The sequence below is a fragment of the Corynebacterium afermentans subsp. afermentans genome, assembly GCF_030408355.1.
GTDB classification, from domain to species: Bacteria; Actinomycetota; Actinomycetes; order Mycobacteriales; family Mycobacteriaceae; genus Corynebacterium; species Corynebacterium afermentans.
On the sequence record NZ_CP046606.1, the window covers coordinates 1,375,677 to 1,390,239 of the forward strand.

14 protein-coding genes are annotated in these 14,563 nt (G+C 64.5%); 6 read left to right on the forward strand and 8 right to left on the reverse strand.

Translation table 11 applies throughout. From position 1 onward, the window contains the following. Positions 1-8: 8 nt before the first annotated feature. Complete coding sequence (locus tag CAFEA_RS06595; RefSeq protein ID WP_063936808.1) at positions 9-1,214, forward strand: HRDC domain-containing protein; 1,206 nt, start codon at positions 9-11, stop codon at positions 1,212-1,214. Here CAFEA_RS06595 and dxs read toward each other — a convergent pair. From dxs to dut, 4 genes are all read right to left on the reverse strand, one after another. After that, positions 1,211-3,148, reverse strand: a complete 1,938-nt coding sequence (gene dxs / locus CAFEA_RS06600; RefSeq protein ID WP_063936914.1) for a 1-deoxy-D-xylulose-5-phosphate synthase — start codon at positions 3,146-3,148, stop codon at positions 1,211-1,213. The two genes, CAFEA_RS06595 and dxs, sit on opposite strands and share 4 nt — an antisense overlap. Before the next feature lie 89 nt (positions 3,149-3,237). Continuing rightward, on the reverse strand, positions 3,238-4,515 hold the full coding sequence (locus tag CAFEA_RS06605; protein WP_172796698.1) for a class I SAM-dependent RNA methyltransferase: 1,278 nt from the start codon (positions 4,513-4,515) through the stop codon (positions 3,238-3,240). After that, positions 4,516-5,505 (reverse strand): DUF3710 domain-containing protein, encoded by a 990-nt coding sequence (locus CAFEA_RS06610; RefSeq protein ID WP_063936809.1) that lies wholly within the window; start codon positions 5,503-5,505, stop codon positions 4,516-4,518. A gap of 85 nt (positions 5,506-5,590) precedes the next feature. Beyond that, positions 5,591-6,019: a dUTP diphosphatase gene (gene dut, locus CAFEA_RS06615; RefSeq protein ID WP_034999296.1), complete on the reverse strand. Its 429-nt coding sequence runs from the start codon at positions 6,017-6,019 to the stop codon at positions 5,591-5,593. 183 nt (positions 6,020-6,202) lie between these two features. Between dut and CAFEA_RS06620 the strand changes: the two genes are divergently transcribed. Then, positions 6,203-6,754 carry a DUF3093 domain-containing protein gene (locus tag CAFEA_RS06620; protein WP_063936810.1) on the forward strand — a complete coding sequence of 184 codons (552 nt, stop codon included), beginning with the start codon at positions 6,203-6,205 and terminating at the stop codon, positions 6,752-6,754. Between the two features lie 80 nt (positions 6,755-6,834). Here the strand turns inward: CAFEA_RS06620 and CAFEA_RS06625 are convergent, their stop codons facing one another. Then, on the reverse strand, positions 6,835-7,128 hold the full coding sequence (locus tag CAFEA_RS06625; RefSeq protein WP_063936811.1) for a DUF4193 domain-containing protein: 294 nt from the start codon (positions 7,126-7,128) through the stop codon (positions 6,835-6,837). 166 nt (positions 7,129-7,294) lie between these two features. Between CAFEA_RS06625 and ppgK the strand changes: the two genes are divergently transcribed. Next, positions 7,295-8,053 carry a polyphosphate--glucose phosphotransferase gene (gene ppgK / locus CAFEA_RS06630; protein ID WP_063936812.1) on the forward strand — a complete coding sequence of 253 codons (759 nt, stop codon included), beginning with the start codon at positions 7,295-7,297 and terminating at the stop codon, positions 8,051-8,053. Positions 8,054-8,221: 168 nt separating this feature from the next. After that, positions 8,222-9,727, forward strand: coding sequence for an RNA polymerase sigma factor (locus tag CAFEA_RS06635; RefSeq protein ID WP_063936813.1), 1,506 nt, complete (start codon positions 8,222-8,224; stop codon positions 9,725-9,727). An 85-nt stretch (positions 9,728-9,812) separates the two neighbouring features. Here the strand turns inward: CAFEA_RS06635 and CAFEA_RS06640 are convergent, their stop codons facing one another. From CAFEA_RS06640 to CAFEA_RS06650, 3 genes are read right to left on the reverse strand one after another with little or no spacing between them, the layout of a single operon-like run. Next, positions 9,813-10,427, reverse strand: coding sequence for a DUF4190 domain-containing protein (locus CAFEA_RS06640; RefSeq protein ID WP_063936814.1), 615 nt, complete (start codon positions 10,425-10,427; stop codon positions 9,813-9,815). Between the two features lie 48 nt (positions 10,428-10,475). Then, complete coding sequence (locus CAFEA_RS06645; RefSeq protein WP_063936815.1) at positions 10,476-12,239, reverse strand: DEAD/DEAH box helicase; 1,764 nt, start codon at positions 12,237-12,239, stop codon at positions 10,476-10,478. Further along, on the reverse strand, positions 12,236-12,490 hold the full coding sequence (locus CAFEA_RS06650) for a DUF3039 domain-containing protein (RefSeq protein ID WP_063936916.1): 255 nt from the start codon (positions 12,488-12,490) through the stop codon (positions 12,236-12,238). Before CAFEA_RS06650 ends, CAFEA_RS06645 begins: the two co-directional genes overlap by 4 nt. Positions 12,491-12,541: 51 nt before the next feature. Here CAFEA_RS06650 and CAFEA_RS06655 point away from each other — a divergent pair, with 51 nt between their 5' ends. Next, positions 12,542-12,967: a DUF3099 domain-containing protein gene (locus CAFEA_RS06655; protein WP_063936816.1), complete on the forward strand. Its 426-nt coding sequence runs from the start codon at positions 12,542-12,544 to the stop codon at positions 12,965-12,967. A 26-nt stretch (positions 12,968-12,993) separates the two neighbouring features. Then, complete coding sequence (locus CAFEA_RS06660; RefSeq protein WP_253704879.1) at positions 12,994-14,553, forward strand: DUF7782 domain-containing protein; 1,560 nt, start codon at positions 12,994-12,996, stop codon at positions 14,551-14,553. Positions 14,554-14,563: the final 10 nt, after the last annotated feature.

Here is a 14,563-nt window from a genome sequence, read left to right on the forward strand (position 1 = left end):
GTTTTTTGATGAGTGCCCGGCTGGACTACCGCCTTGTAGATACGCCCGCCGCCTTTCGTGAGGCTGCGGGCGCACTCGCGCACGGTCGCGGACCGTTCGCCGTGGACACTGAACGCGCTTCTTCCTTCCGCTACGGCAACCGCGCATTTCTTGTGCAAGTAGCGCGACGTGGCGCAGGAACGTTTCTGATAGCGCCCGAAGGCCACCGCGACGAGGTGCGCGAGATCTTCGCACCCGTGCTGGGCGGACAGGAATGGATCATCCACGCCGCGGGAGAAGACCTGCGCAGCCTTGCACTGCTCGGATTGCATCCCGGCATCCTTTTCGACACCGAACTGGCATCACGGATCGTCGGCCACGACCGCCCCAACCTCGCCGCCATGGTCGAACGTTTCGTCGGTGTGGAGCTGGAGAAAGGCCACGGCCACGAGGATTGGTCGCGCACGCCGCTGCCAAAGTCGTGGCAAGACTACGCCGCACTCGACGTGGAATATCTCCACGAGCTGGCAGAGGCGCTCACGGAAGTCCTCGACGCTCAGGGCAAACTGCATTGGGCATTCGAGGAGTTCGCGCACCTGATCGCCGTGTATTCAAAGACTCCCTACCCGGAGAAGACTTGGCGGGATATGAAAGGGCTCGCGTCGGTACGTGACCAATCCGGGCTCCAAGTCGCCCGCGAACTCTGGCACGCGCGTGAAGAGATCAGCGAACAGCGCGACATCGCTCCGGGGCGGCTACTTCCCAACCGGGCCTTATTGGCTATCGCGCTCGCCGAGCCAGACTCCCCTCACGGACTGACTCGTGCGATTGGGAGTAAAGGCATGCCCTCGCGGGACGTGCGGCGCTGGCTCGGCGTGGTCGAACGCGCACTTTCGGCGGACCCAGCCACGTGGCCGCGACGCCGAGATCCGCGTGAAAACGGCACACCGTCGAAATCCGGCTGGGAGCGCCACTACCCCGAATCGTGGCAGATGCTGCAGCTGTGCCGCGAAGACATCGCCGCCAGCGCAGAAGACTTAGATATTCGTCCCGACATTTTGCTCACGCCCGCGATTTTGCGCGAGACGGTGTGGAACGCGCCCGACAAGGCGCCGGCGTGGGATACCCACCAGGCAGCGATCGCCCTGGAGAAAGCGGGCGCGCGACCGTGGCAGATCCAAATCACTGCGCCGATCCTGGCCGCAGCGCACGCGGAGATGCTCGATTTGGTCTAGCGCTTCGCTTCAGCTTCCGGGTCCGCCAGGCTTTCTGCCCACTGACGAACCTGATCCGCAGCAGAGACTGGATCAAGGCCGTACTCCTGCAGGATCTCGCCGCGAGATGCGTGCAGCGGGAAAATATCCGGGAAAGCGAGCTGCCGCACCGGGGTATCCACCTCCGCAGCCGCAAGCGCCTCGGCAACAGCGGATCCCACGCCACCGCGGACCACGCCGTCTTCATACACCACCACCAGGTCGGCTTCCGCGGCCAACTCCAGCACGTCAGAGGAGACGGGGATGACCCAGCGCGGGTCTACCACGGTTGCCCGGATGCCGTCGTCACGCACCGCCTTTGCTACCTCGAGGCCGTACCTCGCAAACGCGCCGACGGCGACGATCAGCACGTCGATGTCGTCCTCGGTGCCCTCGCCCTCCGGGCGTGCCAGCACGTCGGTACCGCCGGCAAGACGCTCAACGACATCAATATCAGCGCCAACCGCGCCCTTGGGGAAGCGGACAACCGTCGGCCCGTCGTCGACAGCAATAGCCTCGGCGAACTCCTCACGCAGACGCGCCGCATCCCGGGGCGCTGCAATGCGGATGCCCGGCACGATCGAGGCGATCGCCATATCCCACACGCCGTTGTGGCTGGCGCCGTCCGAACCGGTCACGCCGGCGCGGTCGAGCACCAACGTGACAGGCTGATCAATCAGTCCCACATCCATGAGCAGTTGGTCGAACGCCCGGTTCAAAAACGTCGAGTACACCGCAACGACCGGGTGCAGGCCGCCGAGCGCCATCCCGGAGGCGGAAGCGACAGCGTGCTGCTCCGCAATACCGACATCGAAGAAACGGTCCGGGAACTGCTCCGCAAAAGGTTGCAAGCCGGTCGGCCCCGCCATCGCCGCGGTGATGGCCACGATATCGTCGCGCTCGTGGCCGGCGCGCAGCAGCTCCTCGGTGAACACAGACGTCCAGCCCGGCTCAGACGCGGCGAGCGACTGCCCTGTCACCGGGTCGATCACACCCGTGGAGTGCATCTGATCCGCCACATTGTTCACGGCCGGGGCGAACCCGTGGCCCTTTTCCGTGACCACGTGCACGATCAGCGGCTCCTCAAAGCGCTTGGCGTATTTGAAAGCGTTGAGCAAGCTTTTAATGTCGTGGCCTTCAACCGGGCCGACGTACTTCATCCCCAGCTCCGGGAACATCTCGGTGGGCAGCACCTGGTACTTCACGCCTTCTTTGAGCGCGTGCAGTGCGTCGAACGTGCGCTCGCCCACCCAGCCCATGGACTTCAGCGTCTTCTTGCCGGACTCCATCACTTCGTCGTACGCCGGCTGCATTCGAAGCGCCGCAAGCTGATCGCGAAGCTTTGTCAGGTTGTTGGCGAACCCGCCGATGGTCGGCGAGTAGGACCGTCCGTTGTCGTTGACCACGATGACAACGTTGCGGTTGGCCGCCGCAATGTTGTTTAGCGCCTCCCAGCACATGCCACCGGTCAACGCACCGTCTCCTACGACGGCGACAACGTTGGCGTCATCGCTGCCCTTCAGCGCCTTTGCCTTGGCAAGACCGTCCGCATACGACAACGACGCGCTCGCGTGCGAGGACTCGGTCCAATCGTGCTCCGACTCCGCGCGCGCCGTGTATCCGGAAAGCCCGCCCTTTTTACGCAGCGTGTCAAACTGCCCGCCGCGGCCGGTGAGGATCTTATGCACGTACGACTGGTGGGAGGTGTCCCAAATAATCGGGTCGTTCGGTGAATCGAAGATGTAGTGCAGTGCGATGGTCATCTCCACCACACCCAGGTTGGGGCCGAGGTGCCCGCCGGTGGCGGAGACCTTCTGGATCAGCATCTCGCGGATCTCATCCGCCAGAGCTTCAAGCTGCGCAGGAGAAAGCTTGCGGACATCCGCTGGCGTCGCAATGTGCTCGAGCAGTGCCACAGTCCTGTCGTACTCCTTCGCCATATCGGGCGCGCCCGGGAGTGGGCGCAGCTGCCGTTTCGTTCACGCTAGTTTACACGCTGGCTTTCTCACGAGGATTCGTCCCGCGGCACCGGCTCAAGCATCGCCATCACCTCGAAGTGGTGGGTGTTCGGGAACGCGTCGATAAGCTTCATTTGCTTCACCGCGTAGCCGTGTTCGCCAAAGCCCGCTAAATCGCGAGCGAACGTCGCCGGGTCGCATCCGACGTGGATGATGCGCTCTGGTGCCGCTTGAACAATCGCGCGGACCACGTCCGCGCCCGCACCTGCCCGCGGCGGGTCCAGCACAACTAAGCCGGGACGCTCCAGCTCTCCCACGACTGCCGCCGTATCGCCGTGGTGCACGCGCACATCGCACGCGTCGGCGACCTGTTGGCGGCGGGAGGTGGCGGCGCTGGAGTAGTCCACGGTCTCAATCCGGCCGCCGCCGAGCGCCGCGCTCATCGCCGGCACAAACGCGCCGACGCCGCCGTAGAGGTCCCAACCCACGCAGTTGGCGTACGCGCCTGCACCCCACTGGTAGATCACATCGGAATACGCCTCCGGGGCACGCTGGTGCGCCTGCCAGAACGCGGTCGGCGGAAAAACGAAGGCGAACCCGCGCACGTGTTCTACCAGCTCACCCGGCCCTTCAAGAACACGCTCGACGCGCTCCACGCGGCGCCCACGGTGCGCAGCCCGGGTCTCCACCACGTGGCGGATGCCCTTCGCGTCAACCGCGACAACGAGCTCGGCTCCCGGGGTGAACGTTGCAGCTCCCTCGCCCACAATGCCGTCGAGCAAGCCCGCCTTCGGCTGCGTGCACTGCACCCCAGCGACAACTTCAGCGGAACGCGCCCTCCGCATGCCGGCATTGCCCTTACGGTCTACGCCCAGCCTGACGCGGGTCCGCCACCCGGTCACTGGCTCAAGCTGAATCGCCTCCACCTCGTGGAGGTCGTACCCGTCCAACACCCCCGAGCGGGAGGACAGCGCCCCCAGTTGCCCCAGGAGCACCTCGCGTTTGAACTCCAGCTGCGCGTGGGCGGCGATATGGGAAAAGTCGCAGCACCCCGCACCTGCGGCAGCCGCAGGGCAAGTGGGGTCGACGCGGTGCGGCGACGGATCAAGCACGGCGGTAGCCTCCGCGCGGGCCCACCGCTTCTTCACCTTCGTTAGCGTCGCCTCCACCGTGTCGCCGGGGATTGCGCCACGGACGAACACCACACGCCCGTCGGGCGCGTCGGCGATGCCTTCGCCGCCGTGCGCCATGGCACGGACGTGCAAACGCACCGGCGCCCCCGCCGCTACAGCGGGCGCACCGGTGCTATCAGCCAGATCCGCCATTTACTCGGCAGCAGACGGGGTGTCGCCGCCTGCCTTCGAGCTGCCGCCGGCGGCGCGACGCTCGCGCAGTTCCTGCAGCTGCTTCTGGTTCTCCACGTTCTGGGCGATGATTTGCTTCAGTGCGTCACCCAGGGCGTTCGGGTTGCCCTCCGCCGGTGCCTGCGCGGAAGCCTGGCCCTGACGCGCCTTGGCCTCGGCTGCGGCCTGCACCTGCTGAGCAAGCTGCGCTGGCAGGACCACCTGCAGGGAGTTGCCGGCCAGGATCGGGTCCTCGCCACGGTAGACAAAAGAGCGCGCGACGGTCTCGCGGCCGATCTCCGCGAGCTGGTCTTCGGAGCCGGTCGGCGCCGCCAAGGTGACGCGGTAGAGCCAGCGCGGACCCTCCACACCGATAATGCGGATCACGCCGTTGGTGCCGGTGCCAACGATCTCTTGGCCCCACGGGCCCTGCTGGATTTCCACCGGCATGCCTTCGGCGCGCATGCCCGCAATGATCTCCTCCGAGGATTCCTCCCAGAGGCCGCCGGTGCGCGGTGCCGCGAATGCGACCGGGGTGATACGGCCGTAGCGGGTGACCACGTGGACCATCTTCGGGCCTTGCTCACCCATCTCCACCTGCACCTGGGATTCCTTCGGCAGCGGCACACGGATGGATCCGAGGTTCAGGGTGACGTCGGAAAAGTCCGAGAAGTCGAAGTCCTCAATGTCGACGCTGTCGCCGTCGAACGGACCAGTGGAGCCGCCGACCGGGTCGTAGTCCGTCAGTGCCTCCACACCCGCTGCGGCGGAGGCGCCAGGTGCGGCAGCCGGAGCAGTTTCCTGCTTCTCAACGGGCGACGCCTCCTCAGCGGCCTCAGTCTGCGGCGCCACCTCGGCATCAGCCGCAGGGGCCTGAGCGCCGGGCTGTTCCTGCTTCGGCTCCAGCGGCGAGGACTCTACGGATTTTTCCTGCTGCTTCTTCTTTTTCTTGCCAAACGGCCAAAATGCCATCGGTGGTCACTCCCTAAAATTGGTGGTCGCAGATGAGTGTAATTCTTGCGTTTGCGGTTATTGACTGTAGTCCGTGCTAGCGGCGCTAGTGGGTTCCGGTCGAGCCGTACCCGCCGTCGCCGCGCTGCGTCTCGTCCAGAGCGTCAACTTCGGTGAAATCCACCAACTCCACACGCTGAATCACCAGCTGCGCAATCCGCATGCCACGGGTGATTTCGATCGGCTCGGAGCGGTCGGTGTTGAGCAGGCAGACCTTCAACTCCCCACGGTAACCCGCGTCAATGGTGCCGGGCGTGTTGACAATGCTCAGTCCGTGCTTGGCAGCCATGCCAGATCGCGGGTGGATCAAACCGACCGTCCCCACGGGCAGCGCGATCGCCATGCCTGTAGCCACGAGTGCCCGCTCCCCCGGCTGCAGCACCAAATCTTCCGCGGAATACAGGTCCGCGCCGGCGTCTTCTGGGTGCGCCCGCATCGGCATTGGCAGCTCCGGGTCAAGGCGCTTGACTGGGATCGGCGGGAGCGGATCGCCCGTGTGCGCGCCGTTGGGGTTGTGTGTGCTGTGCTCGCTGTTTTGCTTCTCCACCCGCCCCACACTACGTCAGGGTCAGTGCGTCAGCGCCACTCCGCCAATGCGCGGCACCGGTCTCCCCCGCGACTGCCCTGCAAGTATGCCCCTGCACTGGGCACGCCTATTGTGGAGTGCGTGAGTGAGACCGCTTCGACCCCTTCAAACCCCGGCCCCGAGAAGGCAGCGACGGCTGCGACGGCACCTCAGACGAAGGTGCTGTACACGGAGCGTCAGTGGGTGCCTTGGTATTGGTGGGCTGCCCTCGCCGGGCTCGCGTTGCTGCTCGCCGGACAGTTTGGCCTCAACCGCAACGTCTGGTGGTTCGCGGTCCCGCTGGTGCTGTTCTCGGCGCTGTTCGCGTGGTTTTTGTTCTGGCTATCGCGCACCACGGTCTCCGTGGAACAGGACCCGGACGGCACGCGCTGGTTGCTCGTCGACGACGCGAACCTGCCCAACACCGTGGTCTCGCGCTCCATGGTGGTCCCGGGTTCCGCCCGCCAGAACGCGCTCGGGCGCCAACTGGACCCGGCGGCGTACTTGGTCTCTCGCCCGTGGGTGAGCGAACACGTCCTCATCGTCTTGGAGGACCCGGAGGATCCCACCCCGTACTGGTTGATCTCCGCGAAACACCCCGAAGATGTCCTGGCGGCGTTCGCCCCCGGCACTACCGCCGGATAACCGGGCAGCGGGACAAAAGACTCAAGGGCGGCGCCACCTGACTAGGTGGGGCCGCCCTTTAGCCGTCGATAGGCAACTGCTTACTCGCAGTCGAGGCAGATCTTCGAACCGTCGTCCTCGGTGTAGGCGAGGCGCTTGTTCTTCTGCACAAGGAAGCAGGACGCGCAGGTGAACTCGTCGTCCTGGCGCGGCTTGACCTCTACGTTGAGCTCCTCGCCGGAGAGGTCCTGGGTCGGAGGCTCCACGGGCTCAACGATCTCGCCGTCGTCGTCCATGCTGCTGCCAGCTACTTCAGCAGCCTTGAGACCTTCCAAGGAGTCGGTCTCAATTTCGTCATCCATGCGGCGGCGCGGCGCATCGTAATCGGTGGCCATGGTGGTGTGTCCTCCAGCTCAGCGTGGTCGCCCCGGGAGGGGCCTGAATGTCGTTATTTGAGCGGAATACTAGGTCAAACACATAGCCCTGTCATCTTCCCTGCTCAGACACCAGAAACTTCGCTCACAAGGCAGGTGTCGCATCGCGTTTGTACACTTCCATTGCATGACGCAAAAGGCTCTGGGTTTCGGTGTGGATATCGGCGGTTCCGGCGTGAAGGGCGCCGTGGTGGATCTTCGCACCGGCGTTTTTGTGGGCGAGCGGGTAAAAATTGCCACGCCGCAACCTGCAACACCGGAGGCGGTCGCCGAGGTCGTCGGGCAGATCGTAGATGAATGCGCGTGGGAGGGCCCAGTCGGCATCACTCTCCCACCGGTGGTGACCCAGCAGGTCGCGCGCTCCGCTGCCAACATCGATGAGTCGTGGGTGGGCACCAACGTGCATGACCTATTCACCCAGGCGCTGGGCCGCGAAACTATCTCTGTGCTCAACGACGCGGATGCGGCGGGCATCGCCGAGGTGGCCTTCGGCAGCGACACCGCCCGCAGCGGCGCAGTCATCTTCCTCACTTTCGGCACCGGCATCGGCTCTGCGTTCCTGGTCGACGGCACATTGTTCCCCAACACCGAACTCGGGCACATGCTTGTCGACGGCACCGAGGCAGAGCACTTCGCCTCCTCCGCTGCAAAGGACCGGGAAGAGCTGAGCTACAAAAAGTGGGCCAAGCGCGTGGATAAAGTCCTCCACGAATACGACCGGCTGTTTAACCCGGCGGCGTTTATTGTCGGCGGCGGCATTTCCCGGCACGCGGACAAATGGGTTCCGCTTCTGACAGTAGATACCCCGGTGGCGCCGGCGGCGTTGCGCAACAGGGCCGGGATCGTGGGAGCGGCGATGGCTGCCCAGGACCATGTCGCGCCGTAGGTCCTCGGGGGGCGGTAATGTACGGTGGTTGCCGTTCAACGGTCGGCCCGCGCGGGGCACGGAATACTCCGCCTGGACGGCTGTTAATATTGGCGTTCTGAAAATTTTTGGACGCATACGTACCCTGGATTGCCAGTGGTAAGGTCCGATTGACTCGAAAGGGCGTACGTGGTAGCCAGCGAAGCTTCAAGCAAAAATGCCGACGACGTGACTGCAGTTTCGTCCGACGGTGGCGCAGGCAGCGTTGCCAAATCCAGCGCGAAAAAAGCGGCTAAGAAGGCTGCGAAAAAGACCGCGAAAAAGACCGCCAAGAAGACGGTGAAGAAGGCCGCCAAGAAAACGGCGAGAAAGACCGCGAAGAAGGCTGCGAAGAAGACCGCAAGAAAGACGACTGCGAAAAAGGCGACGGCAAAGAAGGCAACTAAGGCAGCGAAGGATACTGCCGCAGATGCCGACGAGTTGGAGGACGAGCTCCAGGCCGGCGGTAGCGACGCTGACGAGCTGAACGAGCAGGGTGTCGACCGCGACGATACGGATTTCGATGCGGAGATCGACGACGAGGACGACACCTTCGACGAAGACATCGACGACACGCTCGGCGATGATGATGAGGACGGCGCGCGCGATGGCGACGCCGAGGATAACGAGGACGAGGAAAGCGAAGACAGTTCCTCCGTCTGGGACATCGAAGAGTCCGCCGCACTGCGCCAGGCACGCAAGGACGCGCAGCTCACGGCATCTGCGGACTCGGTGCGCGCGTACCTCAAGCAGATCGGCAAGGTCGCTCTGCTCGATGCCGAGCAGGAGGTCTCGCTTGCCAAGCGTATCGAGGCCGGGTTGTACGCGCAGTACCGTCTCGACGAAATGGCGCGCGCAGCCGCCGAAGGCGACAAAGACGCCAAGCTCACCCCCGCCGTGAAGCGCGACCTGCGGTCGGTTGCGCGCGACGGCCGCAAGGCGAAGAACCACCTGCTGGAAGCAAACCTGCGCCTGGTGGTCTCCCTGGCGAAGCGCTACACCGGCCGCGGCATGGCTTTCTTGGACCTGATCCAGGAGGGCAACCTCGGCCTGATTCGCGCCGTGGAGAAGTTCGACTACTCCAAGGGCTACAAGTTCTCCACCTACGCAACGTGGTGGATCCGCCAAGCCATCACCCGCGCCATGGCGGACCAGGCCCGCACCATCCGTATTCCGGTGCACATGGTCGAAGTCATCAACAAACTCGGCCGTATCCAGCGCGAGTTGCTGCAGGACCTCGGCCGCGAGCCCACGCCGCTCGAGCTGGCGAAGGAAATGGATATCACCGAGGAGAAGGTCCTCGAGATCCAGCAGTACGCCCGCGAGCCGATCTCGCTTGACCAGACCATCGGCGACGAGGGCGACAGCCAGCTCGGCGACTTCATCGAGGACTCCGAGGCTGTCGTGGCTGTGGACGCGGTGTCGTTCACGCTGCTGCAGGACCAGCTGCAAGACGTGCTGCATACCCTGTCCGAGCGTGAGGCCGGTGTTGTGCGTCTGCGTTTCGGCCTCACAGACGGGATGCCGCGCACCCTCGACGAGATCGGCCAGGTCTACGGTGTGACGCGCGAGCGCATCCGCCAGATCGAATCCAAGACTATGTCGAAGCTGCGCCACCCGTCGCGTTCACAGGTGCTGCGCGACTACCTGGATTAATTCCGCAGTCTGGGTATTCTCCCCGCAACGTTTAAGCGCCCCGACCGTTCGTGGTCGGGGCGCTTAAACGTGGTCAAGCAAGTGCTTAGTTGTTCAAGCTCTTGTCAATTTCGTCCTCGATGCAGGACTGGTACTGCTCATTATCGCCCTGGAACTGCTCGCACGCTTCAAACACACCGTCATCGAGAAGCTGCTTCGCCACAGAAATGCCGAAGATGAGCATGAGCGCGGACAGGATCGTGGCAATGGCACCCATGACGATGCCGGAGATTGCCATGCCCTTGCGGGAGCCCGGGCCGACGATGGAGTTCGCCTTCTTCACACCGACGATGCCCAGGATCAGCGCGATCACGCCGAGCACGAGGCCCGGGAGGAGAAACAGCAGGCCCAGCAGGGACAAGATGCCCACGACCATCGCGGCGAGGGCTACACCGTTATTCTGTTGCGCTGGGGCTGCCTCGTAGCCGTACGACGTCGGCGCCTGATTGTAGTTTCCGCCCGCCATGCCGTATCCGGGCTGGCCCGGTTCGCCGCGGGTGTGATCCGGCTGCAGCTGCTCGTGGCCAGCGTAATCGCCGTAGTTGGAAACACCCTCCGGGTGGCTGCCGGCGGGGTTGGTGCCGTACTCGTCGCCACCGTAGGGGTTTTCACCGTAGGGGTTCTGGCCGTTCGGATTCTGGCCGTTGTAAGGGGTGCTCATCACAGTTCCTTTCGTTTCATTGCGGTGCACGCCACTTTACAGTCGGGGCTACCAGTCTCGCAGGAAGGCGATTCGCTCGCGTAACTGTTCGGCGTTGCACAGTGCGGTTGGCGGTCCGCCGCAGGCTTTGCGCACCTCGGTGTGGATCGCGCCGTGGGGCCGGCCGCTCTTACCCGCCGCGATGGCCACGCGGGCGTTGAGTTCCTTGCGCAGTGCGGGGATTTGGTCTGCGGCGGTTGTAGCTTCGCCGGCTGCCGCTTCCGGGGCCGGGGGAGGCTTTGCCGCCGGCTCGCCGAGTACCTCCGCCCGTTCGCGCGCCTTCCGTTCTTCGGCCCTGCGCGCCCGCTCTTCAGCGTCGCGCGCGTCCAGTTGATCGCTTTGGCGCTTGGCCAAAAGGGTGCGCACCTGATCGGCGTCGAGCAGGCCGGGCAGGCCGAGAAAGTCCTGTTCCTCCGCAGAGCCGGCTTGGGTAGGCGTGCCGTAGGTGGAGCCGTCGAAAATCAGCGAATCCAGCTCAGCGGAAGCGCCGATGGATTCGTAGGACGGCATGTCATCCGGCTCGGTTTGGGTGCGGTTGGCTTGCTCCAGCAGCTCGTCGGACCAGCCTGACTCCCGGTGGGGTTTGCCCAGGACGTGATCGCGCGAGACCTCCATCTCCTCCGCCAGTCGCAGCAGCACCGGCACCGACGGCAGGAACACGGAAGCAGACTCGCCCGGCATACGGGAGCGCACGAAGCGGCCGATCGCCTGGGCGAAGAACAACGGAGTGGACGCGGAGGTGGCGTACACGCCCACGGACAGTCGCGGCACGTCCACGCCCTCAGAGACCATGCGCACCGCCACCATCCACTCGTCGCGCGAGGCGGAGAACTCGTCGATGCGGTCGGACGCGCCCGGTTCGTCGGAAAGCACCACAGTGACCGGAGTGTTGGACAGCTTCGTCAGAATCTTCGCGTAGGCGCGGGCGGTGGTCTTGTTCGTGGCGATGACTAGGCCGCCGGCATCCGGCATGTTGGCGCGGATTTTCATCAACCTGGTGTGCGCGGCGGAAAGCACAGCGGCAATCCAGTCGCCCTTCGGGTCCAACGCGGTGCGCCAGGCGCGGGTGGTTTGCTCTGCGTTCAGCGGTTCCCCCAAGCGCGCGGAATACTCCTCACCCGCTGAGTCTTTCCACTGTGCCTCGCCCGAGTACGCGAGGAAGACGACGGGGCGCACCACACCGTCGGCAAGCGCATGCGAATAGCCATAGGTGTAGTCGGCCTCTGAAACCAAATGGCCTTCACCGTCCTCGACGTAACGCACAAACGGGATCTGCGAATCGTCAGAACGAAACGGCGTACCGGTCAGCGCCAGGCGGTGTTCGACATCGTTGTACGCCTCATAGACGCCGTCGCCCCAGCTCTTGGAGTCGCCGGCGTGGTGGATCTCGTCCAAGATCACCAGCGTGCGACGCGCAGACGCCACAGCGTGGTGTTTGAAGGGATGCATGCCCACCTGCGCGTAGGTGACCACAATGCCGTCGTAAGAGGCGTTGACGGCAGAAGAATTAGTGAAGTTCGGGTCCAAGGACAGCCCGAAACGCTTCGCCGCGTCGGCCCACTGGTGCTTCAGGTGCTCCGTGGGCACGACGACAATGATGCGTTGGACAGTCTTGTCCTCTTTTAAACGCGAGGCCAGAGTCAGCGCGAAGGTGGTTTTGCCCGCGCCTGGGGTTGCCACGGCCATGAAGTCGCGCGGCTTGTCGCGGAGAAACGAATCAAGGGCCTCCTGCTGCCATTTGCGCAGCTGGGGCCCAGAAGTCGCGGCGGTCACTTGCGGCGCAGCCCCTTGTAAATCCGTTCGCAGTCGGGGCACACCGGGGATCCCGGCTTGGCCTGCTTTTTCACCGGGAAGGTCTCGCCGCATAACGCCACCACCATTTTGCCGGAGATGGCGGAATCGACGATCTGGTCCTTCTTCACGTAGTGGAAAAACTTGGGGGTGCCGTCGTCTGTTGTCGACGAGGTGTCTTCCCTGAGGTCCGGGCGCTCGAGCGTCTTCGTCGTCGTATTCACGGCAACCATCATGCCCCAATTCGGGCGAGAGGTTAAGCCGGAGGGCTAACCTCAAGGTTCATGAGCGCCAACGAACAGCCATCCTCCGAGCGCGCCTCCCGCCGCTTCCGTCGGGGCAGGAAATCCCGCGCGCTGATCACGGATGCTTCCTATACTCCCGAGCAGAATAGGCAGTCACGCGAGAAGCAGTACGCCGTCCTGCAGGGGTTGCGCTTACCGTTCATCGTCGCGGCCGTGGCTGCGGCGTGGGCGAATTGGTGGGTGCTCGCCGGCATTTTGTTCGTGGTATCTGTCCCGTTGCCGTGGATTGCTGTAGTGCGAGGGAACGCACAGGGCGAGGTACGGGATACCCGCCGGAAGAACGTGTACAAGCCTGCCGTGGCACGCCAGGAGCAGCAGATGTTGGCGCAGCAGCAGCGCACGGCGCTGGAATCGGCCGAGACGGATCGCGGCAGCTCCCCCGCTATCATCGACCACGACGAATAAGCCCCCTCGCACTGCAGGAGTCGCGCGTGATTGCACCAGAACCTCTCTCCCCTAACTTTCCCGCAGTTGCCCAGGCGCTTGCCAAAGAACTCGACGCGGCGGGTTTCAGCGCCGACGGCATCGCGGCCCACCTCGGGCCGGAGGCCACCGAGGCGCTCTACCGCCGCGAGCCGGGGGTTGTTCTGGCGGTGTGTTCCGACGACGCGCGCCTGTCGCGCCTGATCCGGTTCTTCGTGCTGCGTCGCCCCGCAACAGCGGAGGCATTGGGCGAGATGCTCACCCCGAAGCTTGCGCTTTCGCTTATCGACGACCACTTGGTACTGCCCGTGCCAGACTCATCCACCTACCGTATTGCCGTCGAGGTACGTCCCCACGTCGTGGCCGGCACACCGAGGTTGGTGCTTTCGGATTTGGATGCCTCGATGACCGCCCGCGTCCCGGGCCGCGACCACGTCCTCGGCGTCGGCTCGGCATCTCTGTCGTTGCTGTCCGCAACTCCGTGCACGCCCGTGGATTCTGTGCTGGATTTGGGGACTGGCTCCGGAGTCCAAGCACTTGCACAAGCGGACAACGCCACCCACGTGGTGGCCACCGATGTGCACGCCCGCGCACTGGAGTTCGCCGAGGCGACACTGCGGGCGAACGGGGTGGACAACGTGGAGTTGCGCCAAGGCGAATGGTTTGAGCCGGTTCAGGGCGAGTTGTTTGACCGGATCGTGGCTAATCCCCCCTTTGTGGTGGGCCTGCCGGAAGTTGGCCATGTCTACCGTGATTCTGGCTTGGACCTCGACGGCGCCACCGAACTGGTGCTCAGCCAAGCACCGGAGCACCTTGCCGAAGGTGGCCGCGCCTTTATCCTCGGTTCCTGGGTGCATGTGCTTGACCAGCCCTGGCAGTCCCGGGTCGCGTCCTGGTTGCCTTCCCACGGCGTGAGCGCCTGGGTGCTGCAGCGAGACGTGGTCGATCCCGGCATGTACGTCTCCACTTGGTTGCGAGACGAGTCCATCGATCCGCGCTCGGACGAAGGCGTCGCGCGCACCGTGCAGTGGCTCGACCACTTCGCCGACAACGACGTCCACGCCGTGGGCTTTGGCTGGATACTTTTGGAAGACATCGGCGACGCGCCGAGCGAGGTCACCTGCGAGGAGCTGTCCCAGCCGTTTACAGACCCGCTCGGCCCGGAAGCCGAAGAGTACTTCACCCGGACCGCGTGGCTGCGCGGCAAGGACCGCGACGACATCCTCGACGCGAATTACGTGGTCCGGCCCACTGTGGCGTTGGAGGACATCAAGCTCGCCGACACCGATCTCGGAATGGGGTTCGCGGACGAGACGCTGCGTATCACCCGGACCGACGGGCCACGGTTTTCCCACACCATCGACGCCGGCATCCTCTCGCTGATCTCGGGGCTGCACCCGAACGGCTTGCCGCTGCGCGACGTGGTTGGCCTGTACGCGGCTTCGCGCGGGACGGGGCAACCGGAGGACGTCGAAAAGCTTGAGGCTGAGGCGGCGAAAGCTGTAGTCGACCTCGTGCGCCACGGGCTGGTTCTACCCGCAGAGATCGCGCAACTTACCTACCTCTAGACGGAACGGA